The sequence below is a fragment of the Bradyrhizobium sp. S3.2.6 genome, assembly GCF_040546885.1.
In the GTDB taxonomy this organism is placed as follows: Bacteria; Pseudomonadota; Alphaproteobacteria; order Rhizobiales; family Xanthobacteraceae; genus Bradyrhizobium; species Bradyrhizobium cytisi.
In genome coordinates this window covers 440,414-465,076 of sequence record NZ_JBEPOS010000003.1, presented here as the reverse complement: position 1 = coordinate 465,076, position 24,663 = coordinate 440,414, and the positions used below count along the sequence as shown (strand labels likewise).

Annotated in this window: 22 protein-coding genes; 15 read left to right on the top strand and 7 right to left on the bottom strand. The window is 64.8% G+C overall.

Annotation, left to right across the window (positions count from 1 at the left end; all coding sequences use genetic code 11):
- Window positions 1-114: 114 nt before the first annotated feature.
- Genes ABID58_RS09975 through ABID58_RS09965 form a run of 3 tightly spaced genes read left to right on the top strand, consistent with a single transcriptional unit; the run spans window position 115 to window position 3,424 of the window.
- Window positions 115-2,226, top strand: coding sequence for a TRAP transporter permease (locus tag ABID58_RS09975; protein ID WP_354032494.1), 2,112 nt, complete (start codon window positions 115-117; stop codon window positions 2,224-2,226).
- The gene (locus ABID58_RS09970) at window positions 2,187-2,606 is read left to right on the top strand and encodes a DUF1850 domain-containing protein (protein WP_354032493.1); all 420 of its coding nucleotides are present in this window, start codon (window positions 2,187-2,189) and stop codon (window positions 2,604-2,606) included. The genes ABID58_RS09975 and ABID58_RS09970 overlap by 40 nt, the downstream gene beginning before the upstream one ends.
- Before the next feature lie 11 nt (window positions 2,607-2,617).
- Entirely contained in the window at window positions 2,618-3,424 is an 807-nt protein-coding gene (locus ABID58_RS09965) for an SDR family NAD(P)-dependent oxidoreductase (RefSeq protein WP_354032492.1), read from the top strand.
- Between the two features lie 179 nt (window positions 3,425-3,603).
- On the opposite strand, the gene ABID58_RS09960 is transcribed toward ABID58_RS09965, so the two are convergent.
- Window positions 3,604-5,181: a cation:proton antiporter gene (locus ABID58_RS09960; protein ID WP_354032491.1), complete on the bottom strand. Its 1,578-nt coding sequence runs from the start codon at window positions 5,179-5,181 to the stop codon at window positions 3,604-3,606.
- A gap of 70 nt (window positions 5,182-5,251) precedes the next feature.
- Here ABID58_RS09960 and ABID58_RS09955 point away from each other — a divergent pair, with 70 nt between their 5' ends.
- From ABID58_RS09955 to ABID58_RS09940, 4 genes are all read left to right on the top strand, one after another.
- On the top strand, window positions 5,252-6,016 hold the full coding sequence (locus ABID58_RS09955; RefSeq protein ID WP_354032490.1) for a hypothetical protein: 765 nt from the start codon (window positions 5,252-5,254) through the stop codon (window positions 6,014-6,016).
- 68 nt (window positions 6,017-6,084) lie between these two features.
- The gene (locus ABID58_RS09950; RefSeq protein WP_354032489.1) at window positions 6,085-7,458 is read left to right on the top strand and encodes a tetratricopeptide repeat protein; all 1,374 of its coding nucleotides are present in this window, start codon (window positions 6,085-6,087) and stop codon (window positions 7,456-7,458) included.
- A gap of 155 nt (window positions 7,459-7,613) precedes the next feature.
- Window positions 7,614-9,536 (top strand): propionyl-CoA synthetase, encoded by a 1,923-nt coding sequence (locus ABID58_RS09945; RefSeq protein ID WP_354032488.1) that lies wholly within the window; start codon window positions 7,614-7,616, stop codon window positions 9,534-9,536.
- 64 nt (window positions 9,537-9,600) lie between these two features.
- Window positions 9,601-9,870 (top strand): hypothetical protein, encoded by a 270-nt coding sequence (locus tag ABID58_RS09940; RefSeq protein ID WP_148749945.1) that lies wholly within the window; start codon window positions 9,601-9,603, stop codon window positions 9,868-9,870.
- A gap of 118 nt (window positions 9,871-9,988) precedes the next feature.
- Here the strand turns inward: ABID58_RS09940 and ABID58_RS09935 are convergent, their stop codons facing one another.
- Entirely contained in the window at window positions 9,989-10,684 is a 696-nt protein-coding gene (locus tag ABID58_RS09935) for a DUF1013 domain-containing protein (RefSeq protein ID WP_187434702.1), read from the bottom strand.
- 264 nt (window positions 10,685-10,948) lie between these two features.
- Here ABID58_RS09935 and ispH point away from each other — a divergent pair, with 264 nt between their 5' ends.
- Genes ispH through rnhA form a run of 3 tightly spaced genes read left to right on the top strand, consistent with a single transcriptional unit; the run spans window position 10,949 to window position 13,368 of the window.
- Entirely contained in the window at window positions 10,949-11,917 is a 969-nt protein-coding gene (gene ispH, locus ABID58_RS09930) for a 4-hydroxy-3-methylbut-2-enyl diphosphate reductase (RefSeq protein ID WP_148749947.1), read from the top strand.
- A 6-nt stretch (window positions 11,918-11,923) separates the two neighbouring features.
- Window positions 11,924-12,907 (top strand): homoserine kinase, encoded by a 984-nt coding sequence (locus tag ABID58_RS09925; protein WP_148749948.1) that lies wholly within the window; start codon window positions 11,924-11,926, stop codon window positions 12,905-12,907.
- Window positions 12,904-13,368, top strand: coding sequence for a ribonuclease HI (gene rnhA, locus ABID58_RS09920; protein WP_354032487.1), 465 nt, complete (start codon window positions 12,904-12,906; stop codon window positions 13,366-13,368). Before ABID58_RS09925 ends, rnhA begins: the two co-directional genes overlap by 4 nt.
- 175 nt (window positions 13,369-13,543) lie before the next feature.
- On the opposite strand, the gene ABID58_RS09915 is transcribed toward rnhA, so the two are convergent.
- The 5 genes from ABID58_RS09915 to ABID58_RS09895 form a co-directional block, all read right to left on the bottom strand.
- Window positions 13,544-14,029: a peroxiredoxin gene (locus tag ABID58_RS09915; RefSeq protein ID WP_354032486.1), complete on the bottom strand. Its 486-nt coding sequence runs from the start codon at window positions 14,027-14,029 to the stop codon at window positions 13,544-13,546.
- A 206-nt stretch (window positions 14,030-14,235) separates the two neighbouring features.
- Entirely contained in the window at window positions 14,236-15,921 is a 1,686-nt protein-coding gene (locus tag ABID58_RS09910; RefSeq protein ID WP_354032485.1) for a long-chain fatty acid--CoA ligase, read from the bottom strand.
- A 195-nt stretch (window positions 15,922-16,116) separates the two neighbouring features.
- Complete coding sequence (locus ABID58_RS09905) at window positions 16,117-17,613, bottom strand: D-alanyl-D-alanine carboxypeptidase family protein (RefSeq protein ID WP_354032484.1); 1,497 nt, start codon at window positions 17,611-17,613, stop codon at window positions 16,117-16,119.
- Window positions 17,614-17,801: 188 nt separating this feature from the next.
- Window positions 17,802-19,610, bottom strand: a complete 1,809-nt coding sequence (locus ABID58_RS09900; protein WP_148749953.1) for a glucan ABC transporter ATP-binding protein/ permease — start codon at window positions 19,608-19,610, stop codon at window positions 17,802-17,804.
- Window positions 19,611-19,700: 90 nt separating this feature from the next.
- Window positions 19,701-20,741, bottom strand: a complete 1,041-nt coding sequence (locus ABID58_RS09895) for an ABC transporter substrate-binding protein (RefSeq protein ID WP_354032483.1) — start codon at window positions 20,739-20,741, stop codon at window positions 19,701-19,703.
- Between the two features lie 227 nt (window positions 20,742-20,968).
- Here ABID58_RS09895 and ABID58_RS09890 point away from each other — a divergent pair, with 227 nt between their 5' ends.
- From ABID58_RS09890 to ABID58_RS09870, 5 genes are all read left to right on the top strand, one after another.
- Window positions 20,969-21,346, top strand: coding sequence for a hypothetical protein (locus ABID58_RS09890; protein WP_354032482.1), 378 nt, complete (start codon window positions 20,969-20,971; stop codon window positions 21,344-21,346).
- Between the two features lie 101 nt (window positions 21,347-21,447).
- Window positions 21,448-21,852, top strand: coding sequence for a phosphoribosyl-ATP diphosphatase (gene hisE / locus ABID58_RS09885; RefSeq protein WP_148749955.1), 405 nt, complete (start codon window positions 21,448-21,450; stop codon window positions 21,850-21,852).
- Between the two features lie 56 nt (window positions 21,853-21,908).
- Window positions 21,909-22,490 (top strand): YqaA family protein, encoded by a 582-nt coding sequence (locus ABID58_RS09880; protein ID WP_148749956.1) that lies wholly within the window; start codon window positions 21,909-21,911, stop codon window positions 22,488-22,490.
- A gap of 81 nt (window positions 22,491-22,571) precedes the next feature.
- Entirely contained in the window at window positions 22,572-23,087 is a 516-nt protein-coding gene (locus ABID58_RS09875; RefSeq protein WP_354032481.1) for a hypothetical protein, read from the top strand.
- A 27-nt stretch (window positions 23,088-23,114) separates the two neighbouring features.
- Window positions 23,115-24,515, top strand: coding sequence for an aspartate ammonia-lyase (locus ABID58_RS09870; RefSeq protein WP_148749958.1), 1,401 nt, complete (start codon window positions 23,115-23,117; stop codon window positions 24,513-24,515).
- Window positions 24,516-24,663 lie beyond the last annotated feature (148 nt).

The following is a 24,663-nucleotide window of genomic DNA, read 5'->3' as shown; positions in this document are numbered from 1 at the left end:
ACGTTCTAGGATGAGCTTTAAGCCGTGGATGGCCGGGACGAGCCCGGCCATGACGGTCCGGGTGGATCGTGTTGCTGCTATAGATTGAATGGGCTTGGACTGGGGCGATTTGTAATGCTGGAAAAGGCGGAGAGCTCCGCGGAGCCGATCAAGGTCGAGTTCGACAATTTCGAGCACGGTTTTCCGGAAGGCTTTGGCCCGGGCTGGTGGGGCACGCTCGCCTACTGGATCGGCATCGCGTTCGCGACCTTCCAGCTCTATGTTGCCGCCTTCAACTATCTGCCGAGCCAGGTGGTGCGCGGCGTCCATGTCGGCTTCCTTGTCCTGCTCACGTTCGGCCTGATCGCCAACTTCACCGCGAAGAGCAGTCTTGGCCGCGCGCTCGGCTGGGTGATCGGCGGTGCCGGTTTCTTTTGCGGGCTCTATCAGTGGATCTTCTATGCCGACCTGATCGCGCGCGACGGCGATCCGACCAGGCTTGACCTCGCCGTCGGCACGCTGCTCGCGGTGCTGATCTTCGAGGGCACCCGGCGCCTGATGGGCGCGGCGCTGCCGCTGATGTGCGGCGCGTGTCTCGTCTACTGGTTCTTCGGGCAATATCTGCCGTCGCCGCTGAACCATCGCGGCTATGATTTCGACCAGATCATCACGCATCTCGCCTACGGCACCGAAGGCTTTTACGGCGTGCCGATCTATGTGTCGGCGACCTACATCTTCCTGTTCATCCTGTTCGGCTCGTTCCTGGAGCGCGCCGGCATGATCCAGCTGTTCACCGACGTCTCGCTCGGCCTGTTCGGCCGCACCCGCGGCGGCCCTGCGAAAGTCGCGGTGTTTGCCTCGGGGATGATGGGCACGATCTCGGGCTCGGGCGTCGCCAACGTCGTCACCGTCGGCCAGTTCACGATTCCGCTGATGATCAGGTTCGGCTATCGCCGCGCATTTGCGGCGGGCGTCGAGGCCACGGCCTCGATGGGCGGGCAGATCATGCCGCCGGTGATGGGCGCGGTCGCCTTCATCATGGCGGAGACGCTCGGCGTCCAGTATTCGGAGATCGTCAAGGCCGCCGCCATCCCTGCGGTGCTCTACTTCGCCTCGGCCTTCTGGATGGTGCATCTCGAAGCCGGCAAGCACGGCCTCGTCGGCATGAAGCGCTCGGAAACTCCCAGTGCCTGGAACGCACTGGTCAAGGGCTGGTACCTCGTGCTGCCGCTCGCGGCCCTGGTCTACATGCTGTTCGAGGGCTTCACGCCGCTCTATGCAGGCAGCATGGGCCTCGCGCTGACGGTCGGGTTGATCCTCGGGACCAGCATCGCGGCCGGTGCCTCCTCCATGCTGATCCGCACCATCTTCTGGATCGGTCTTGCGCTCGTCGTCGCCGCGCTGTCGCACGACGGGTTGAAGATCGTGCCGGTCGGCTGCGTCGTCGTCGCGCTGATCGTGATCACGGCTTTCATCCGTGGCGGGATGGCGGCACTGCGCTCCTGCCGTGACTCGCTTGCGGAGAGCGCAAAATCCGCCATCACCGTCGGCATGGCCTGCGCCATCGTCGGCGTCATCATCGGCATGATGTCCCAGACCGGCGTCGGTACCATCTTCGGCGGCTGGGTGATCGGGCTCGGCGAGAAGAGCCTGTTCCTGGCGCTGATCATGACCATGCTGCTGTCGATCCTGCTCGGCACCGGCATCCCGACGATCCCGACCTACATCATCACGGCTGCGCTCGCAGCGCCCGCGCTGGCGAAACTCGGCGTGCCGCTGATCGCGAGCCACATGTTCGCGTTCTATTACGGCATCATGGCCGATCTCTCGCCGCCGGTGGCGCTGGCCGCACTGGCGGCAGCGCCGATCGCGAAGGAGAACCCGGACAAGATCGGCTGGGAAGCGATGCGCATCGCGCTCGCCGGCTACGTCATCCCCTTCATCTTCGTCTATTCGCCGGCCTTGATGCTGCAGGCCGGCGATCCCATGGCCGCGAAGCTCGGCTTCTACGGCGCGGTCGCGCTCGCAAGCTTCAAGGCGCTGGTGGCGATCGCGCTGTTTGGTATGGTCGCAATCGGCTTCCTATTCACGCGACTGACGCTACTCGAGCGCCTGGTGGCGCTCGGCGCCGCGCTGTGCCTGCTCGGCGATTTTCCGTTCAGCGACACCGCGGGCTTCGTTCTCTCGGCGGCGCTGGTGCTGTGGCAATGGCGGCAGCGTCCGCCGGCCGTGGTCGAGGCGGTGTGAGCCTCTGCCTCGCAACAGCCGGGGCTGTGAAGGCGCTGGCGCTGTCCGCGTTCACGCTTGCATGGACGCATTCGATCGCGAAGGTCGAGTGGCAGGAAGACTGGCGCGTCACGCCTGCAGGCCTCGAACTGATGCAGGCCCGCGTCAAGGGCACCGGCCCCGGCATGGAGCCGCCGCCGGAAGCGCGGCTCGTCGACGGCTGGTTTCAGTGGAGGCCTGCGCGCGCGCCGATGCCGGAGGTCGTGCTCGGCAATTCGGGCGCTGCCGGCGAATGGCGGCTATGCCATGACGCGACGTGCCGGACGCTTTCCGAGATTGTCGGCCATCCCGTCGGTGCTAACGTCACCAGGATGAGCATCTGCGACGAACAGCAGAGATAAGGAGACACGCGATGGACCGGCTCAAGGGCAAGGTTGCGATGGTGGTGGGGGCCGGCTCGATCGGGCCCGGCTGGGGCAACGGCAAGGCGACGGCGGTGACCTTTGCGCGCGAGGGCGCGCAGGTGTTTTGCGTCGACCGCAACGGCGCGGCCGCCGAGGAGACCGCCAAGATCATCACCGGCGAGGGCGGCAAGGCGACCGCGTTCACCGCGGACGTGTCGCGGCCTGCCGAGATCGAGGCGATGGTCGCAGCGTGCCTCGGGGCCTATGGCCGCATCGACGTGCTCGACAACAATGTCGGCATCGCCGAGATGGGCAGCGTGGTCGAGGTGACCGAGGAGAGCTGGGACCGCGTCTTCAGCATCAACCTCAAGAGCGCCTATTTCGCCATGAAGCACGTCATTCCCGTCATGGTGACGCAGGGCGGCGGCTCGATCATCAACATCTCCTCGATCGCCTCGATCCGCCACATGGGCATCTCCTACGTCACCTACGGCGCCTCCAAGGCCGCGATGAACCAGATGACGCGCACCACCGCGATCGAGTTCGCGCGGCACCATGTGCGGGTGAATGCGATCCTGCCCGGCCTGATGAAGACGCCGATGGTGGAGCATTCCGCCGGCCTCGCCAACAGCTACGCCAAGGGCGATGTCGAAGCGATGTGGCGCGCCCGCGATGCGCAAGTGCCGATGGGCCACATGGGCGACGCCTTCGATGTCGCCAACGCCGCGCTGTTCCTGGCGTCGGACGAGTCGAAATATGTGACGGGGATCGAGCTCGTGGTCGACGGCGGGATCACCTGCAAGGCGGGGGCGTAAGCATCGCCTCAAACTCCCTGTCGTCCCGGGGCGCGCACAGCGCGAGCCCGGGATCCATAACCACAGGGAGTGGTTTGACGCGCAGCAGGCAACTCCGAGTCTTCACAAAGCGATTGCTGCGGCGTATGGGTCCCGGATCTGCGCTACGCTTGTCCGGGACGACAGTGGTGTTTGCGGATCTATCCCCCCGCACTCAACTCCGCCCGATCCAGCTCCTCCTCGAGCCGGTGAAACGCGTCGTCGCCGATCACCTCGGTGGCGCGCAGGCTGAAGATCGATTTGCGCGCGGCCTCGATGGCGCGGCGGCGTAAGGGATCGGCGGGCAATTCGCCGTTGGCGATGCCGCCGTGCGGATCGTCGTCGGCCTGCATCAGGATGGCGCGGTATTCGAGCCGCAGGATTTCGGCTTCCTCCGACGGATCGTCCTCGATTGCATCGAGCGCGGCGCGATAGGCGATGGCGCGGGCGCGCGCGACCTCGATGCCAACGGGATCGTCATCCTTGAGGCCGAAGGCGAGGATCAGCGGCCGCAGCGTCAGGCCCTGGATCACCAGCGAGCCCAGCACGACCGCGAAGGCGATGAAGACGATGAAGTCGCGATAAGGAAAATTCTCCGGCAGCGCGAAGGCGGTCGCGAGCGTGACCAGGCCGCGCATGCCGCACCAGGAGATGATGAGGCCGCCCTTGGGCGAAGCGACCTGCTTCGGATCCTTGGGGTGATAGATGCCATGAGCGATCAGCACGCGCAGGGTCGTGCGATAGAATGTAATCCAGAGCAGCCGGACCAGAATGACCGTGAGCAGGATCCACGCCGCAGCCACGCAATATTCCCAGCGCACGTCCGCGTTCAGCTTGGTCCAGATCGGCCGCATCTGCATGCCGATCAGCATGAAGGCGAGCACGTTGAGCACGAACACCGTGGTCTCCCACACCGCGTAGGACGGCACGCGCAGCCGCGCCGGCATGCGCGCCGGCGCCGTCTGCGCGATCGTGATGGCGTAGACGACGATGGTGAGGATGCCGGAAAGGCCGAGATGCTCGGCGGCGATCCAGATCATGAAGGTGGTGGCGAACTGCACGATGATCGCGCTCGGCACTTCCCTGACGCGCTCCATGATGGGCGGGATGATGCGCCCCGCAAGAAGGCCGGCCAGCACGCTGCCGACCAGCGCCAGCGCCATGGTCGGCGCGACCTCGCTCCACGTCAGATGCTCGGTGACGACCGCGCCGACAGCGATGCGGTAGATCAGCAGCGCGCTGGCATCGTTGAGCAGGCTCTCGCCCTCCAGCACCTTCACCATGCGGTAGGGCAGCTTGACCTGGCTCAGGATCGCGACCGCCGCTGCCGCATCCGGCGGCGCGACGATCGCGCCAAGCGCCACCGCGGCGGCCCAGGGCATGTCAGGAAAGAGCCGGTGCGCGACAATGGCGACGCCGACCGTGGTCAGGCCGACCGCGGCCACAACCAGGGTCGAGACCGGAACCCAGTTGTTGCGGAGATCGCGCAAGGAAGTATCGAAGGCGGCGTCCAGCAGCACCGGTGCGACAAAAAGCGCCAGCGCCAGGTCCGGCTGCAGCGCCCAGGTCGGGCTGTTCGGCACGAAAGCGATCAGCGCGCCGCCGACGGCGAGAAAGGTCGGGTAGGGGACCTTGATCCGCCGCGCCAGCGCCGATAATGCAACGGCGCCGAGCAGAAGCGCGATGATCCATTCGAATGTCGACACGACGATCCCCGAAACCGATGTGAGCGGCGCCACAAGCTAGCACCAATCCGGCCGTATGATGGATAGTACGGCCTCATGGCAAGACCTTCCGGCTGCAGCGAGCATGCGTTTTCAAAAGCTTCTTCAATTGTCCGGAGCCGTGGCGCTCTCAATGCTTTCGCTCGGTGCCGCTTGGGCCGCGACCGGGGGCGAGCCGGCCGCCACCGCGCAGATCGACGTCGCGGCATGCCTGTCCGCAACCGCGGCCGATGACATGGACAAAGCGGGCCCGGCCTGCGCCGCCGTCATCGACAACGAGAAGACGGCAAAACCCGATCTGATCAAGGCCCTGATCGCGCGCGGTGCGCTGCTGGCGCGGCATGACCAGATCGACCGGGCCATCGCCGACGACAGCCGCGCGTTGTTGCTCGATCCCACGCTCCCCGACGTCTTCAATGCGCGCGGTGAGCTCTGGCTGACGAAGGGCGACAAGCCCAAGGCGGTGCAGGATTTCGGTGCGGCGCTCCGGATCGATCCCAACCACGAAAAAGCCAAGGCCAATCACCAGGCGATCGCGCGTGAGCTCGAGCGGATCGGCGCGCAGATGGCGGTCGCTGGTAAGCCCAGCTTCAATTGCGCAGGCGCGCGCCGCCCGGTCGAGAAGGCGATCTGCGGAAACCGCGAGCTCGCCGACCTCGACCGCGAGGTCTATGCAGCCAATGCGCGCGTGCTGCGCGAGGCGCACGACACGGGCGAGGCAAGGAAATTCCAACGCGAGCAGGATGATTTCATCGCGCGTCGCAATGCCGGATTTGGCCGGCCTGGGTATGATTTGAAGAAGGCCATGCAGGATCGGCTGCAGCGGCTGAACGGGGTGGACGGATACTAGCCGGCATTTGAACCCTATCCCCGGCCGCCGCGACAATGGTGAACACCTGATGTTACGGAGCCTTCCTCATGTGCGGCACGCGTTCTCCCGCGCAAACGTCCAAAATCCCGCTGCGCGCGCTTCTGCTAGGCGCTGCGATGAGCCTGGTTCTCGTTGGCCCAGCCTCAGCCGGCGTCGATTGCGTGGCCGGCAGCAAGGCCGCGCCAGCCGAGCTGATCCCGGCATGCAGCGCCATCATCGACCAGGCCGCAAATCCAAATCCCGAGCGCGTCGCGGCGCTGCTGGTTCGGGCCGATGCCACTGCGCGGACCTCCGGCGGTCTGACGCAGGCGCTGCGGGATATCGACCGCGCCATCGCGCTCGACGGCAAGAACGCCCGCGCCTGGCGCCTGCGCGGCGACCTGTTGCGCGAGGCGGGTGGCGATCTCAACCGCGCCACGTCCGATCTCAGCAAGGCGATCGAGCTCGATCCGCAGGATGCCGAAGCCTATGAGCTGCGCGGCGTGGCCTATACCAATCAGCGCCGGCTCGACCGGGCGCTTGCCGATTACGACCAGGCGATCAAGCTGAAGCCGGATTATGCGCAGGCCTGGTCCGACCGCGGCGCAACCTATTATCTCAACGGCGACAACGACAGGGCGGTGAGCGATCTTAGCGAGGCCTTGCTGCTCGATCCGAACCGGGCGCGCAGCTACACCAATCGCGGTGCGGCCTACAAGAAGCTCGGCCAGCTCGACAGGTCGATCGCCGACGACAGCGAGGCGATCAGGCTCGATCCGAAGGTGCCGGAATATTACGACAATCGCGGGCTCTCCTATGCCGCGATGAAGGACTACGACAAGGCGATCGCCGATTACGACCAGGCGCTGCGGCTGGCACCGCGGCCGAATTTCTTCACCAACCGTGGCGATTCCTACCAGTTCAAGGGCGAGTTCGGCGCGGCGCTCAGCGACTACAACGACGCGCTGAAGCTCGATCCGAATTTCGCCAAGACCTACAACAACCGCGCCGTGCTCTATACCAAGATGGGCGACCGCAAGAAGGCGCTGGCCGATTACGAGACGGCGCTGCGGCTCGACCCCGGCAACACCAACGCCGCGGACGGCCGCCGCACCATGATGGCGGAGATCGCGAAGTTCGGCGCCGGGTCGCCGCAGCCGTTGGCTGCGAATTCCGGCAACGGCCCGTCATTCGATTGCGCGGATGCGAAACGCGAGGTGGAGAAGGTGATCTGCGCCGATCCGCAGCTTGGCATGCTCGACCGCCAGCTCGCCGAGGCATATGAGCGCGTGCTGAAGTCGATGAGCCGGCGCTCGGCCGCTGATCTGCGCAAATCCCAGCATGATTTCCTCGCCACCCGCGACGCCAGCTTCCGCCCCGGCTACGATTTGAAGAAGGTCATGCTGGACCGGTTGCAGCGGCTGAATGCGATGGAGGGCTAGGAAGGGGGCGACGTCCATCCTTTTCAGCTTGAACCGCGGCCCGTTCCCGGGAAAATACCCCTCAAGCAAGGCCGGCACTTGATCCCTGTCATGGCGGGACTGACATCCCGCGGTCAGGTCGAGGCGAGGCCAATAAAGGGAACGGGAGCGCGGGAATGAATGTCCGAGGAAACGCCGGCGGAAAGAGCCTTTACCACGAGGTCCATGCGCGCTCGCTGGCCGATCCCGAGGGCTTTTGGGCCGAGGCGGCGAAGGAAATCGACTGGATCGAGCCGCCGAAGACAATCTTCGACCCCGCGCAAGGCGTCTACGGCCGCTGGTTTACCGGCGGCGTCGTCAACACCTGCTACAACGCGCTGGACCGCCACGTCGAACGCGGCCGCGCCGAGCAGGTCGCGCTGATTCATGATTCGCCCCTGACCAATTCGGTGACCAAATTCACCTATGCCGAGCTGCTGGCCGAGGTGCAGGCGCTCGCCGCCATCATGCAGGATTTTGGCGTCGCCAAGGGTGACCGCGTCATCCTCTATATGCCGATGGTGCCAGAGGCCGTGGTCGCGATGCTCGCCTGCGCGCGCATCGGTGCGGTGCATTCAGTGGTGTTCGGCGGCTTTGCCGCAAAAGAGCTTGCGACCCGCATCGACGATGCGCAGCCAAAACTCATTCTCTCCGCAAGCTGCGGCGTCGAGCCGGGCCGCATCGTGCAGTACAAGCCGCTGCTCGACGAGGCGATCAAGCTCGCGTCTGCGAAGCCCAAGGCCTGCATCGTGCTGCAGCGTCCGCAGCTGATCTGCGATCTCACGCCAAAGCGCGACTATGACTGGGCGAGCCTGCGCCGCAAGGCGATGAACGACGGCAAGAAGGCGCCTTGCGTGCCCGTTGCCGCCACCGATCCGCTCTACATTCTCTATACGTCAGGCACGACCGGTATCCCCAAGGGCGTCGTGCGCGACAATGGTGGGCATCTGGTCGCAGTGAAATGGTCGATGTTCAACCTCTATGGCGTCAAGCCGGGCGAGGTCTGGTGGTGCGGCTCCGACATCGGCTGGGTGGTCGGCCACAGCTACATCATCTACGGCCCGCTGCTGCACGGCGCGACCTCGATCATGTATGAGGGCAAGCCCGTCGGCACGCCCGACGCCGGTGCGTTCTGGCGCGTGATCAGCCAGCACAACGCGGTTGCCTTCTTCACCGCGCCGACTGCGTTCCGTGCGATCCGGAAGGAGGATCCGGAAGGCAAGTTCATCCGGAAATACGATCTGTCGAAATTCCGCACGCTGTTCCTCGCGGGCGAGCGTGCCGATCCGCCGACAGTGGAATGGGCGGAGCAGCAGCTGAAGGTGCCTGTCATCGACCATTGGTGGCAGACCGAGACCGGCTGGTGCATTGCCGGCAATCCGGTGGGGCTGGGCCAGCTGCCGGTGAAGCACGGCTCGCCGACGGTGCCGATGCCGGGCTATCAGGTCGATGTCGTCGACGACGCGGCAAAACCCGTCGGTCCCAACACCATGGGCTCGATCGTCATCAAGCTGCCGATGCCGCCGGGTTGCCTGCCGACACTGTGGAATCAGGATGCGCGCTTCAAGGAAGCCTACCTCAGCGAATTCCCCGGCTACTACAAGACCTCGGATGCCGGCTACAAGGATGAGGACGGCTATGTCTTCGTCATGGGCCGCACCGACGACATCATCAATGTCGCCGGCCACAGGCTCTCCACCGGCGGCATGGAGGAGATTCTGGCTTCGCATCCGGATGTCGCCGAATGCGCCGTGCTCGGCGTCAAGGACGCGATCAAGGGCGAGGTGCCTTGCGGCTTCCTGGTGCTGAAAGCCGGCGTAAAGCGCCCGCCCGCCGAGATCGAGAACGAGATCGTAGCACTTGTGCGCGACCGGCTCGGCCCCGTGGCCGCCTTCAAGCTCGCCATCACTGTCGCCCGCCTGCCCAAGACGCGCTCGGGCAAGATCTTGCGCGGCACCATCAAGAAGATCGCCGACGGCGAGGTGTGGGCCATGCCCGCCACGATTGAGGACCCCAAGGTGCTTGACGAGATCGGGGAGGCGCTGAAGGGGCGGGTGTGAGCGTGCTGTGACTTATATTCTCCGTATTCCGCGCTAAACAGGGCCGGCCAACAGGGGACCTCGTATGCCACTCGCCACCGCACCGCGCCTGCTTGCAGCCGTCCTGCTCGCCATCGCTCTCTCCGCCTGCTCGGCGCGTTACCAGACGCCGACGGCGATGGGCGGTGATGACGATGATGCGGTGTGCCAGAGCCGCGGTTATGCCGTGGGCTCGCCGGAATATGTGGCCTGCCGCAAGGACCGCGACGTGCAGCGCAGTGCCGCCACCTCACGCGCAGATCGTCGCCAGCGTGATCTCGGCGAATACATGCTGAACCATCCCGATCGACCGTAAGGCGGAATTCGGCCGAGCGTGCGCTCCATCCGATCTACGAACGAAGCCACAAAACAAAAACGCGGCGGGTGGCCCCGCCGCGTTTGAATAGCATTCGATCGCGAAGGAAGAGAGAGGACTACTCCTCCTCTTGCTCCTGCTTCTTGCCGCCGAGGGTCTTCAACTTGGCGAAGACGGCATCGACGTTGAGGTCGTCGCCCGACTTCTCCGACGGCTCGAACTCGTCCTTCTTGGTGGTCTCGGAGGCCGGCAGCAGGGTGGCGCCGCCATAGGCTGCGTCGATCGGCTTTTCCTTGGCCGCACGCGCCACTTCGAAATCGAGCTCGATCTGCGAGCAGAGGCCGAGGGTGACCGGGTCGATCGGGGTCAGCTGCGAGGTGTTCCAGTGGGTGCGGTCGCGGACGCTGGCGATCGTGCTCTTGGTGGTGCCGACCAAGCGCATGATCTGGGCGTCCTTGAGCTCCGGATGGCTGCGCAACAGCCAGAGGATGGCGCTGGGGCGCTCGTGGCGGCGCGACACCGGGGTGTAGCGCGGGCCCTTGCGCTTGGGCTGGGGCGGCAGCACGACCTTGCTCTCCTGGAGACGGAGCCGGTAGTCCTGGTTCTTCTCGCCCTTCTCGATCTCCTCGCGGGTCAGCTGGCCGTTGGAGATCGGGTCCATGCCCTTGATGCCCTGCGCGGCGTCACCGTCGGCGATCGCGCGCACCTCGAGAGGGTGCATCTTGGTGAAATCGGCGACCTGGTCGAAGGTCAGCGCGGTGTTGTCGAGCAGCCAGACGGCGGTCGCCTTGGGCATCAGAGGTGCGTTGCTCATGGCAAATCTCCTTTGTGCTTCGCCCACCCCTCTGGAGGCGAAACCGGTGGTCATCAGCGATGACAGGGAATTCGCGCTATATAAGCCCGGAGGGGGTAGCCACGCAATGGTTCTGCTATAGATAGTGCCTTGACAGCGCCCGAAAGGGGGCCCAATTCCCTCTCAAGTCGCTATAAGTCCAAGCAGACCGTTTCAGGCCCTTTTCCGTCCATCGACCGTCCCCCGCCAGAAGGCGAGTGGGTGATTCGGTCCCGAGATCGCTCAATGTCAGCCAAACCAGACCTCAAGTTAGTGCTTTGTTCTCCCCGCGGCTTCTGCGCTGGGGTGGTTCGGGCGATCGACACCGTGGAACGGGCGCTCGATAAATACGGCGCCCCCGTCTATGTTCGCCATGAGATTGTACATAACAAATACGTCGTCGACGGGTTGAAGAAGAAGGGCGCCATCTTCGTCGAGGAGCTCGCCGAGATCCCGGAAAACACCACCGCGCCGGTGGTGTTCTCGGCCCATGGCGTGCCGAAGTCGGTTCCGGCCGACGCCACGTCGCGCAATTTGTTCTCGCTGGATGCCACCTGTCCGCTGGTGACCAAGGTGCACCGTGAGGCCGCGATCCACTTCAAGCGCGGCCGCGAGATCTTCCTGATCGGCCATTCGCATCATCCCGAAGTGGTCGGCACGCTCGGCCAGCTGCCGGTCGGCGCCGTCACCCTGATCGAGACCGCCGAGGACGCCAAGACCATCGCTCCGAAGGACCCGAACAACCTCGCCTTCGTGACCCAGACCACGCTGTCGATCGACGACACCGCGGAGATCGTGGCGCTGCTCAAGGAGCGCTTCCCGAACATCAACGGGCCGCACAAGGAAGACATCTGCTACGCCACCACCAACCGCCAGCTCGCGGTGAAGAAGGTGGCGCCGGTGGTCGACGCCCTGATCGTGGTCGGCGCGCCGAACTCGTCGAACTCGCAGCGCCTGCGCGAGGTCGCCGAGCGCGAGGGCTGCAAGGTTGCGGTGCTGGCGCAGCGCGCTGCCGACCTCGACTGGACGCGGTTCGAAAACATCACCAGCCTCGGCATCACCGCGGGCGCGTCGGCGCCGGAAGTGATCGTCGAGGAGATCATGGACGCGTTCGCCGAGCGCTACACGCTGCACGTGGAGACGGTCTCGGCCGCCGAAGAGAACGAGTTCTTCCCGCTGCCGCGCCAGGTGCGCCCCGAAGCCGCCGCCGAGTAAACCTGCATGGCGGTCTACACCGACGTTGCCGCCGACGAGCTTGCGGATTTCCTGAGGCAATACGATCTCGGCGAGTTGCTCTCCTACAAGGGCATCGCCGAGGGCGTCGAAAATTCCAACTTCCTCCTGCACACCACCCAAGGCTCGTTCATCCTCACGCTCTACGAGAAGCGCGTGGCGAAGAAAGATCTGCCGTACTTCCTCGCGCTGATGACGCATCTCGCCGAGCACGGCGTCAGCTGCCCGCTGCCGGTGAAGGCGAAGGACGGCGAAGCGTTGCGCGAGCTGTCGGGACGCCCCGCGGCGATCATCACCTTTCTCGAAGGCGTCTGGCCGCGCAAGCCGAACGCGACGCATTGCGCCGGCGTCGGCGAGGGCCTCGCCCGGATGCATCTGGCCGGCGCCAATTTTGCGATCAAGCGTGCCAATGCGCTGTCGGTCGCGGGCTGGCGGCCGCTGTTCGATGCGGCAGCACACCGTGCCGACGAGGTGCAGCCGGGCCTGCGCGCATTTCTCGCGGCCGAGCTCGACCATCTCTCGGGTGGCCTCTGGCCGAGCAATCTGCCCGAGGGCGTGATCCACGCCGATCTCTTCAACGACAACGTCTTCTTTCTCGGCGACAAGCTCTCGGGGATCATCGACTTCACCTTCGCCTGCAACGACATGCTGGCCTATGACGTCGCGATCTGCCTGAACGCCTGGTGCTTCGAGCCGGACCATTCCTTCAACGTCACCAAGGCGCGCGCCTTCCTGAACGCCTATGGCCGTGTGCGAAAGCTCTCCGAGGCGGAAGAGGCTGCGTTGCCGCTGCTGGCGCGCGGTGCGGCGATCCGCTTCCTCCTCACGCGGCTGGTCGACTGGCTCAACGTGCCGCCGGGCGCGCTGGTCAAGCCGAAGGATCCGCTCGAGTATTTTCGCAAGCTGCGCTTCCACCAGAGCGTCTCCAGCGCGCGCGACTATGGGCTGCTGCCGTCAGGACTGGTCGCGTGAGCGAGCTTCCCAATGTCACGATCTATACCGACGGCGCCTGCTCGGGAAATCCCGGGCCCGGCGGCTGGGGCGCGATCCTGAAGTTCGGCGACAAGGAAAAAGAGCTGAACGGCGGCGAACGCCACACCACCAACAACCAGATGGAATTGATGGCGGCGATCTCGGCGCTCGAAGCGCTGAAGAAGCCGTGCATCGTCGATCTCTACACCGACAGCCAGTATGTCCGGCAGGGCATCACCGGCTGGATCCACGGCTGGAAGCGCAACGGCTGGCGCACCGCCGACAAGAAGCCGGTCAAGAATGTCGAGCTATGGCAGCGCTTGGATGCCGCGCTGAAGGCGCATGAGGTACGCTGGCACTGGGTGAAAGGCCACGCCGGGCATCCCGAGAACGAGCGGGCCGATCAACTGGCGCGCGACGGGATCGTCAAGGCGCGGTTGCAGCAGCGGGTCGCAGAGTAGGGGCATCGACGTCGTCGCCGACGCGACCTCATTCTCAACCGTCATCGCCCGGCTCGACCGGGCGATCCAGCACGCCGCGGCGGCTGTAATGAATCTCGACGTCTCTGGAATACTGGATGCCCCGCTTTCGCGGGGCATGACAGTGTCATTTGTGGCTGAGAGCGGCGCCTCAAGCTCAGAGCTGTCCCAGCAGCGTATCGCCGCCGGATACCTCGACCTTGCCGGGCATCGCCTCCAGGTTCAGCTTCTTGACCACGCCGTCCTCGACCAGCATCGAATAGCGCTTGGAGCGGATGCCGAGGCCGTTGCCGGAGGCGTCCAGCTCCATGCCGATCGCCTTGGCGAAGTCGGCGTTGCCGTCGGCGAGGAAGATCGCTTCGTCGCGCTGGTCGGTGTCGCGCTTCCAGGCGTTCATGACGAAGGCATCGTTGACGGAGACGATCGCGATGGTGTCGACGCCCTTGTCCTTGATGGCATAGGCGTTGAGGAAGATGCTCGGCAGATGCATCTTGTGGCAGGTGCCGGTGTAGGCGCCGGGCACCGCGAACAGCGCCACTTTCTTGCCCTTGAAGATATCGTCGGTGGTCTTCACCTGCGGGCCTTCCGCCGTCATCACGCGGAATTTCGCCTCGGGCAGCTTGTCGCCAGTCTGAATGGTCATCGTGAATTCTCCGTGGAAAGGGGCGGGGCTGTTCTAGAGCATTTTACCGGCGGAGGGAAACGGCTTCACAGCGGTGTGATGAGCAGTGGCTGCCAATTTTCTCGTCATTGCGAGCGGAGCGAAGCAATCCAGAGATGTCGCCGCGGTGACACTCTGGATTGCTTCGTCGCGAAGAGCTCCTCGAATGACGGCGGAGAGAGGCGGCACTACGCCGCCTGAGCCTTCTTCTCGTCGCGCAGTTCGCGGCGCAGGATCTTGCCGACATTGGTCTTGGGCAGGTCGGCGCGGAATTCGATCTGCTTGGGTACCTTGTAGCCGGTGAGCTGCTCGCGGCAGAACTTGATGACGCCCTCCGCCGTGAGGTTCGGGTCCTTCTTCACCACGAACGCCTTCACCGCTTCGCCGGACCCGCTGTCGGGAACGCCGATCACGGCGCATTCCAGTACGCCCGGATGGCTCGCGATCACTTCCTCGATCTCGTTCGGATAGACGTTAAATCCGGAGACCAGGATCATGTCCTTCTTGCGGTCCACGATCTTGGTGTAGCCCTTCTCGTCCATGATGCCGATGTCGCCGGTGCGGAAATAGCCGTCCGCGGTCATCACCTTCGCGGTCTCCTCCGGCCTGTTCCAGTAGCCCGACATCACCTGCGGGCCCTTGGCGCAGATCTCGCCGGGCTGGCCGAGCGGGAGTTCATTGCCGTCGTCGTCGCGGATCGAGATCCAGGTCGAGGGCACGGGAATCCCGATCGATCCCGAGAATTCGGTTGTGGTCGCGGGATTGCAAGTCAGCGTCGGCGCAGTCTCCGACAGGCCGTAGCCTTCGGCGATGAAGCAGCCGGTCACGGCTTTCCACTGCTCCGCCACCGGGCGCTGCACCGCCATGCCGCCGCCGTTGGAAATCTTCAGCTTGGAGAAGTCGAGCTTCTTGAAGTCGGGATGGTGCATCAAGCCGTTGTAGAGCGTGTTCACCGCCGGGAAGCTGTTGACCTGGTATTTCGCGAGCTCCTTGACGAAGCCGGCGATGTCGCGCGGGTTGGGGATCAGGAGATTGCAGCCGCCGGCGCGCACCGCGAGTAGGTAGCAGGCCGTCAGTGCGAAGATGTGATAGAGCGGCAGCGCACAGACGACCATGAGCTGATCGACATGCGGCGGCGTGGTCATCGCCGGCTGCAGCCAAGCATCGTTCTGCAGCACGTTGGCGACGATATTGCGATGGAGCAGCGTGGCGCCCTTGGAGACACCGGTGGTGCCGCCGGTATATTGCAGGAAGGCGACGTCGCCGGGCGACAGCTTTGGCTTGTTGAGGGTTGCACCCCGGCCGGCCGAGAGCGCATCGTTGAACGAGACAGCGCCCGGCAGCGACCAGGTCGGCACCATCTTCTTGACGCGGCGGACGACGAGATTGACGATCACGCCCTTGAAGCCGAGCAGGTCGCCCATGCTGGCGACGATGACGTGCTTGACCTGCGTCTTCGCGATCACCTGCTCGACGGTGTGCGCAAAGTTCTCCAGCACGATGATCGCTTCGGCGCCGGAATCCTTGAGCTGATGCTCGAGCTCGCGCGGGGTGTAGAGCGGATTGACGTTGACCACGGCAAAGCCGGCGCGCAGCACCGCGGCGGTGGCGACCGGATATTGCAGCACGTTCGGCATCATGATGGCGACGCGCGCGCCGCGCTGCAGGCCGCGTCCCTGCAGGTAAGCAGCGAGCGCCAGCGACATCTGGTCGAGGTCGCGATAGCTGATCGCCTTGTCCATGCAGATGAACGCCTTGCGGTCGGCGAACTTGGCAAAACTCTCCTCAAGGAGGTCGACCAGCGACGCGTATTGAGTCGGCTCGATATCAGCGGGCACGCCGGGCGGATATTGCTTGAGCCAGATGCGCTCCATGGAAACTCCCCTCTCTTGCACCAGAGCCCGTTGTGTCTCGGGCTTGCCTCATTGCCGGCAGTATCGAGCCTGCCGGAACGGCTGGCAAGGCGGTCGAGGCTTAGGGCAAAGGCTGGAGAGTGGCTACTGGAATCGTCGCAGATCGCTGCCGCAGTGCGAAGTGCGGGCGTAGCCAGGCGGGCCTTGAGCCTTAACCTAGCTGTTGTTGGGCGCGGGCTTCGGCTTGGTGGCGGCTTTGGGCTTGGCCGGCTTGGCAGTCTGATCGCCACTCGCCGCCGGCTTCTCCGCAGGCTTATCAGAAGGCTTGGCCGCCGCATCAGACTTGGCCGCGGCACGCTTGCTCGCCGCCGGCTTTGCCGCGCTCTTGGTGTCACTCTTCGCGGCCGCGTCGGGCTTGGTGGCGGCCGGTTTCGCCGCGGCAGTCTTGGTGTCAGTCTTGCCGTCAGTCTTGCCGTCGGTCTTGGCGTCGCTGCCGGCGTCGGGCTTCTTGGCGACGCGCGACTTCTTGCCACGCGCCTTCGGCGGGGTCTGCTGATCGGTGTCGGCTGCGACCGCCGCGACCAGGGCCGCGCCGGTGCGGGTCGGGCCGGTATAGACCACCATGGGCTCTGCGGCTGCAGGCGCCGAGGCCATCAGCTCGGACGCCCTCATCAGCGGCGGCTGGAGCCCTGCGGTGAAGAACGTCACCTGGGCTTCGCCGCCGGTGGCAGACCCGGTCGTGCCGCCGCCGTTGGTCGCGATCAGCGCATCGTCGTCGTCACTGGCCGGCCGCTTGCGGTGACCGCCGCACATCTCCTCGCGCAAATTCGGCGGCGAGGCGTCGACCGGCACGAGGTTCTCGACGGTGCCGAGCGAGGGCCGCAGCCACGACAGATTATCCTGGCTGAAGCCGCGCTCGAGCAGCTGCGCCGCCTTCACCGCACGCGCGGTGCCGGAATTGGCGCCGAGCACCACCGCGATCAGGCGGCGGCCGTTGCGCGTGGCGGAGGCCACGAGGTTGTAGCCGGAGGCGCAGATGAAGCCGGTCTTGAAACCGTCGGCGCCGGGATAGCGGCCGATCAGCTTGTTGAAATTGCCGGTGACGCGCTTGCCGAAGCGGATCGCCGGGATATGCACGAAATATTCGTATTCCGGCAGGTCGCGCAGGAACGAGCGCGCGAGAATCCCGAGGTCGCGTGCCGAGGTGACGTGTCCATCTGCAGGCAGGCCGTTCGGATTGACGTAGTTCGTCTGCGTCATGCCGAGCTTCTTCGCGGTGTCGTTCATCATCACGGAGAAGCCGTCGATCGAACCGCCGAGGCCTTCGGCGAGCACCACGGCCATGTCGTTCGCCGACTTGACCATCATCATCTTCAGTGCGTTGTCGACGGTGAGCTGTGTCCCCGGACGGAGGCCCATCTTCGAGGGCGATTGCGAGGCGGCCGTCGGCGACACCGTCAGCAGCGTGTCGAGCGTGATCTTGCCGTCCTTCACCGCCTTCAGCGTCACATAGGCAGTCATGATCTTGGTGACGGAGGCCGGATACCAGGGAATGGTCGCGTTGTCCGCTTGCAGCACCTTGCCGGTGTCGGCTTCGATCAGAAGCAGCGCTTCAGCATTTGCGACGCGCGGTACGAGCAGCGCACCGACTGCGAGCGCTGCGGCGAACAGGTTGAACAGAGACTTGCGAAGCAGCGGGCGAAAGGCGTGCACTATCCGATTCCGGTCCTTGGAGATCCGCCAGTTCGGACGGTTCTCGTGATCTGATGTTCGGTTCTGAAATCCAGCGCCGCCGCTTGCGGCAGCGCAAACCTATACCGGCTCGTGCGTCGAGAACAGGGGTTTCGGCTGCGTATTCCGCGATGAAATAGGCTGAATTTCGACGGTGCTACGGGGACTTGTTAAGGGGATTTGGCGGCAGAGGCCGCGGCCTCGGCGGCACCCGCGCTGGGCCGCGCATTTGCCTGAGCACTTTCCTGCACCATGAACTGGGCCTTGGCGAGTTCGGCAAAATGGCCGCCTTTGGCCACGAGTTCATCGAAAGTTCCGCTTTCGATCACCCGTCCGTCCTCGAACACCAGGATCCGCGTGGCATTGCGGATGGTGGAGAGGCGGTGGGCGATCACGAAGGTGGTGCGGCCCTTCATCACTTCATCGAGAGCGGCATTCAGCTTGGCCTCGGTGATGGCGTCGAGCGCGCTGGTCGCCTCGTCCAGGATCAGGATCGGCGGGTCCTTCAGCAGCGCGCGTGCGACCGACAGCCGTTGCCGCTCGCCGCCGGACAGCATGCGGCCGCGCTCGCCGGCATTGGTCTCGAAACCGCCGCTACGCTCGATGAACTCGAGCGCCTGTGCGCGCTCGGCCGCCTTGCGCATCTCGGCGTCGGTTGCGTCCGGCTTGCCGACGCGCAAATTCTCCGCGATCGAGCGGTTGAACAGCAGCGCTTCCTGGAACACGACGCCGATATTCCGCCGCAGCGAGGTCAGCGTCACACCGCGCACGTCCATGCCGTCGATCTTGATGAAGCCGGACTGGGGATCGAAGGCGCGATGCAAGAGCGCGATCGCGGTCGACTTGCCGGCGCCGGTCGGGCCGACCAGCGCAATGGTCTGGCCGGGCAGCGCGGTGAAGGAGAGATCCTCGACCGCCGGCCGCTTGCCGTCATAAGAGAACGTGACGTCATTGAACTCGACCAGGCCGGAGAGCCGCCCCGCATCGATCGCGTCGGAGCGGTCGTGCACCGCGGGCACGGCGTCGAGAACGTTGAAGAACTCGCGCAGGCGCGGCGCTTCCATGAATACGCTGTTGATGAAGCTCACGACCTGCTCGAGCTTCTGGATCAAGAGCGTGGCGAAGCTCACGAACATCACGATCTCGCCGACCGAGGTCAGGCCCTGGTCGTGCAGAGCGATGCCGAGCGTGAAGATCGCGAGCACGGTGATGGTGGTGGAGGCGCGTGTGATCACAGTGACGAGCGCCCACCATGACAGCACCGGCATTTGGGCCGCGAGCAACTGATCGGCGACGGAGCGCAGGCCCTGCACCTCGGACTCGACGCGGACGAAGCTCTGCACCAGCGCGACGTTGCCGAGCGCGTCGGAGGCGCGCGCCGAGAGCTCGCTATATTGCTCCTCGACCGCCATCTGCATGCCAAAGGTCCTGCGCACGACGAAGGTCGTCAGTGCGGTGAAGACGATGCAGAGTACGAACAGCAGGATCGCGAGTCGCCAATTCAGATAGAGCGACAGCGGCAGCAGCACCACGACTGAGAGGATCGCGGCAAAATGCTCGCGGAAGAAGCCGAGCCACAGCCGCCACAGCGCATCTGTGCCGTTCAGCATGACCTTCATCAGCCGGCCCGAATGGGTGCCGGAGTGGAAGGTCAGGGGCAGTTGCAGAATGTGCTCGAAATAGCTGGTCAACACCGCCTGGCGCTGGCGGTGGGAGAGCCGGTCGGCCTGCAACGCCACGAGCGCGCTGCAGCCGATGGTGAACAGCCCAAACGCGACCCAGGCGATCAGGAACGGCCAGGCCGAGCTTGAGCCGGCTACCGTCTTGCCGGAGAGCACGTCGACGATGCGGCCAAACAGCACCGGTTCGGCGAATTGCGAGGCGGCAAGCAGGAGATTAGCGACTGCCAACAACCAGCCCAGCCGCGCTTCTTTTCCGAGCAGCTCGAGAACACGGGTGTAGAGGCTGAAAATGGACATGCGAGGTCGGACTCTGGCGGATCAAACGGGACGAGCGGATATTCTAAGCAGGGATCGCCCGCGAGATACAGCAGAAGCTGCCGGTTTTGCTCAATTGATGAGCCGGCTTTCAACCGGCGGCAGGAACCGGCCATCGAAGATGTCGCCCGCCGCCGGACGCTTGTGGAATCTGAAATCCTCGGCGATCTGGTCGATCGAGCGCTCCAGGCGCGCCGGATCGACGCCGCCGAGGCCGTTGCGTCGGACCTCGTCGGTCAGGATGTTGTCGGCGAGCACGGTGCGCAGGCGCGCGAGCTCGAGGTCGCGGTCGCTGTCGTCGATGCGGCCGGCGGCCTCGTCCGCCGCGCGCGCCGGCTCCTTCGCGGTTGTGGTGATGCCCGCAATCAGCGCGCGGACAAAACCCTTCAGCGCGTCCGGCTTCGCCGTGGCGAAGGCGGGACTGGAGACGACGGCAAAGCCGTAGGCCTCGCAGCCATAATCGGCGTAACGCAGCACGGCGAGATCATCGGCCGGCACGCCGCGGTCGCGCAAATTCACCGCGGAGAGATAGGAGAACCCGGCGACGGCGTCGACCTGTCCCGCCGAGAGCACCGGCTCGCGCACCGCCGCACTCATCTTGAAGAATTTGACATGCGAGACGTCGATGCCGTTCTGCCGTGCCAGCGCCGGCCACAGCCGGATCGACAGATCGCTGTCGGCGACGCCGACGGCCTTGCCGTCGAGATCGGAGAGCAAATGGATGCCGCGGCTCTTGCGGGCGACGATTGCGTAGGGCGCGCGGTTGAACAGCACGAACACCGCCTTAACCGGCGGCGCATCGGCCTTGTCGCGAAAACGAATGAGCTCGTTGATGTCGACGAGCGCGAGCTCGCTATTGCCGGTAGCAACGCGCGCAAGTGCTTCCGGCGACCCGGCCGCGCTGTTGAAGGAGACGTTGAGGTACTCGGCGCCGAACTTGCCGTCCTTTGCGGCCATGAAGAACGGCGCCATGCTCGCATCGACCGGACGGTCGAAGGTGACGTGGATCGCCACAGGCGGCGCCACGGTCTCGGCCGCGTCCACATGGCGCGCGGCAAGCACGATCGCGAGGACCAGCAGGCCGTGAGTGACGATCGTCTTGAATCCAACCATCGGTCGCGCCGGTTCCGCATTGTTGTGGTTTCGTGACGCTCGCAGCGCCGGCCGGCGACGAGTGTGTTCGCATCAACATGAACGGCGGATGAGCGGTGGTTGCGTCACGATCACGCAACCCCGTTCATCTTCTGTTGGGGTTGGGGAACCCAACATGGAATGCGGATGTTTGAAAGACATGAGCCTGTTTCGAGGCACCAATGCAGGTCCCAAGGAGGGTCCACGCCATGTTTGACCGATTTTCGAAGTTTACGGGCCGCAAGGCCGTTCTCGCCACCGCGGCGGTGCTGGCGCTGACCACCGTCGCCCCCACCGCATCGTTCGCAGGCGGCCGCCATTGGCATGGGGGCGGCGGCGCGGCCTTTGCCGGTGCAGCCATTGCCGGCGCCATCGGCACCGGGCTTGCGATCGCAGCAACCCGCGATGCGTATGCCTATGATGCCCCGGCCTATTACGGCGGCGGCCCGGTCTATTACGATAACGGCCCGGCCTATTACGGCGGCCCGGGTTATTACAGGAGCGATCGCGAATACCTGGGCACCAATGGCAGTGGCAGTCGCGACCCCTTTGCCACCTGCAGCCGAGGCGGCGCGGGTTGTTGGTAAGTCGTTGACCACGAAAGGCCGGCGCGCTTGCCGCTCCGGCCTTTTGCCTTTTATTGTCAGGCGTTAACGCGTCGACCAATTGTTTAGAGTAGTTTTGCGTAATGAGTGATTCGCTTGAGCGGCTATATCTGGCTGTCCTCGCGGCCAGGGACCTTGATCCGGCAACATCGCGCACTGCCCGGCTGTTTCAGCGTGGGCCCTCCAAAATGGCGAAGAAGCTGGCCGAAGAGGCGATCGAGGTCGTGATCGATGCGGTCAACGGCGACGCCGAGGCCGTGGTCCGGGAAAGCGCCGATCTGCTCTACAATCTCACCGTGCTATGGGCTTCCGCCGGCGTGCGCCCCGAAGACGTCTGGCGTGAAATGTCGCGGCGTGAGGACATGTTGGGCATTGCCGAAAAGCTGCCGAAATCGCCGATGAAGCTGCCCAAGGTCGCGTCACCGCGTATTTCGGCCCGGCGGCCAATTGTCGCGCTCGAGGGCCGCGCGGCGCGCAAACGGCACTAAAGCGTCACAAAACTCCACGATGGACAAATCCGTCCCATGATGCTTCATCGCGGCGCATGCTGAAACGTATCTACGATTGGTGCATCGACGCCGCCCACAAGCCTTACGCGCTCTGGATCATGGGGGCCGTGGCTTTCGCCGAAAGCTCGTTCTTTCCAGTTCCCCCGGACGTGATGCTGATCCCGATGTCGCTGGCGCGTCCGCAGCGCGCCTGGCTCTACGCCGCGATCTGCACGGCCACCTCGGTGGTCGGCGGTCTGCTCGGCTACGCCATTGGTGCGCTGCTGTTCGACTCGGTCGGCCATTGGCTGATCCAGGTCTACGGCCTCGGCGGCAAGGTCGATGCTTTCCGCGCCTCCTACGCGGAATGGGGCGCGGTGATCATCCTGCTCAAGGGCCTGACGCCGATTCCCTACAAGCTCGTCACCATCACCTCGGGCTTTGCCGGATACAATCTCGTTCTTTTCATCCTGTGCTCGATTGTCGCGCGCGGCGGGCGCTTCTTCATCGTAGCGATCCTCCTCAATCGCTATGGCGACTGGATCCGCGAGCGGATCGAGCGGCATCTCGCCCTGTGGGTGGCGCTCGGCGCTGCCGTGCTGGTGCTCGGCTTCGTGGTCGCGATCAAGCTGATCTAGGACTTAGATTCCAGGATCTGGATTCCGGGAGTTGGATCCCCAACGCTTTCACGCCGCGCCGGCTTCGGCTACGGTTGCCCCATGATGGTTCGATCCGGAACTCCGGCAGTGCGGCTCGGGACGCTGATCTCGGCGGTGCTGCTGCTCCTGCCCGGTGCTGGCGGGACCGGGTGGGCGCAATCGGCGCCGCCGACGCTCGGTCTGCAGGGGCCGCAGGCCGCGCCGCCGCCATCGACGCCTGCAGCTTCGGAAAACCCCGGACTGATCAACGAAATGGGCAAGCTGTTCGACAAGCTGCCCTCGATCCTGCCGCCGATCAAAAGCCCGAGCGAGACCATGAACGATCTGTCGCGCCTGGCGCGGCCGTCCACCATGGTGTCGGGGCGTGCGGCCTGTCCGGTCTCGCCAAGCGGCGGGCCCGACTGCAAGCTCGCTGCCGATCAGCTCTGCCAGGGCAAGGGCTACAAGGAAGGCAAGAGCTTGAACACCGATTCCGCCGAGAAGTGCTCGGCCAAGGTTCTCATTCCGGGCAGGCAACGCAAACCGGATGATTGCCGCACCGATACCGTCGTCACCAGCGCGCTGTGCCAGAACTGAGGACGTCGCGCGACCAAAGGAGCGCCCATGAGCCGCACTGAGCAGGACTTCCTCGGACAGCGTGAGATCGCCGACGACATCTACTACGGCGTCCAGACCATCCGGGGTAAGGAAAACTTCCACATCACCGGCATTCCGATGAACCAGGAGCCTTACTTCGTGAAGGCGCTGGGTTACGTGAAGAAGGCCGCCGCAATGGCCAATCGCGATCTCGGCGCGATCGACACGAAGGTGGCGGACGCGATCATCGTCGGCTGCGACCGCGTCATCGCCGGCGATATGATGGACCAGTTCGTCACCGACTTCATCCAGGGCGGCGCCGGTACTTCGACCAACATGAACGCCAACGAGGTGATCGCCAACCTCGCGCTGGAATCGCTCGGCTTCAACAAGGGTGATTACCAGCACGTCAGCCCGAACGACCACGTCAATTACGGCCAGTCGACCAACGACACCTATCCGACCGCATTCCGGCTGGCGCTGATCCTGCGGCTCGAGAGCTACATGATGGCGCTGCGCCAGCTCCGGGAGGCCTTCTTCGCCAAGGGCCGCGAGTTCGAACGCGTGCTGAAGATGGGGCGCACGCATCTCCAGGACGCGGTGCCGATGTCGCTCGGCGCCGAATTTCGCGGCTGGGGCACCACGATCGGCGAGGAGGTCGACCGCATCTCCGAGGCGCGCGCGCTGCTGCGCGAGATCAATCTCGGCGCCACCGCGATCGGCACCTCCGTGACGGCAGCGGTGGGCTACCCAAAACTCGCGGTCCGGCATCTCAGCGCGCTGACCGGCGTCGACTTCATTCTCGCCGGCGATCTCGTGGAGGCGACCTCGGACACCGGCGCCTATGTGCAGCTCTCCGGCGTGCTCAAGCGCACCGCGAGCAAGCTGACGAAAATCTGCAACGACATCCGCCTGCTCGCCTCCGGCCCGCGCGCCGGCTTCAACGAGATCAACCTGCCGCAATTGCAGCCGGGCTCCTCGATCATGCCGGGCAAGGTCAATCCTGTCATCCCCGAGGTCGTGAACCAGACCAGCTTCCTCGTCATCGGGCTCGACACCACGGTGACGCTCGCTGCGAGTGCCGGCCAGCTCCAGCTCAACGTGATGGAGCCGGTGATCTCGTTTGCGCTGTTCTTCTCGATCCGCACCATGGAGCGCGCGGTCAACAGCCTGCGCGAGAATTGCGTGGTCGGTATCACCGCCAACGAGGAACACACCCGCAACATGGTGCTGAACTCGCTCGGCATCGTCACCGTGCTGAAGCCGCTGCTCGGCTACAAGCAATGCGCCGAGATCGCGCGCGAGGGCTACAAGAGCGGCAAGTCGCTGCACCAGATCGTGGTGACCGAACGCAAGCTGCTGACGCAGGAAAAATGGGACGAGATGTTCTCGTTCGAGCGGCTGATCAATCCGGATTTGCTTGGGTGATGGTGCCCTTTCCCCTCGTCGTTCCGGGGCGCGCGTAGCGCGGGCCCGGAATCCATTTCGCTATTCGCGCCGACGCCCAATGGATTCCGGGTTCGACGCTGCGCGTCGCCCCGGAATGACGGACAAAAGAATTCCGCGCGTTGGAATT